Raw genomic sequence first — 460 nt, forward strand, 5'->3', positions numbered from 1 at the left:
CCTACGGGAGGCAGCAGTGAGGAATATTGGTCAATGGACGCAAGTCTGAACCAGCCAAGTAGCGTGCAGGAAGACGGCCCTCTGGGTTGTAAACTGCTTTTAGTTGGGAATAAAGTGCACCACGTGTGGTGTTTTGTATGTACCATCAGAAAAAGGACCGGCTAATTCCGTGCCAGCAGCCGCGGTAATACGGAAGGTCCGGGCGTTATCCGGATTTATTGGGTTTAAAGGGAGCGCAGGCGGACCTTTAAGTCAGCTGTGAAATACGGCGGCTCAACCGTCGAACTGCAGTTGATACTGGAGGTCTTGAGTGCACACAGGGATACTGGAATTCATGGTGTAGCGGTGAAATGCTCAGATATCATGAAGAACTCCGATCGCGAAGGCAGGTATCCGGGGTGCAACTGACGCTGAGGCTCGAAAGTGCGGGTATCAAACAGGATTAGATACCCGTGTAGTC

The 460-nt window shown here is 51.7% G+C and carries 1 rRNA gene; it reads left to right on the top strand.

Annotated elements, in window-relative coordinates:
• Positions 1–460: ribosomal RNA gene (locus C1634_RS25715) — 16S ribosomal RNA — on the top strand; the annotation flags it as partial.

The organism is Chryseobacterium viscerum (genome assembly GCF_002899945.2).
In the GTDB taxonomy this organism is placed as follows: Bacteria; Bacteroidota; Bacteroidia; order Flavobacteriales; family Weeksellaceae; genus Chryseobacterium; species Chryseobacterium viscerum.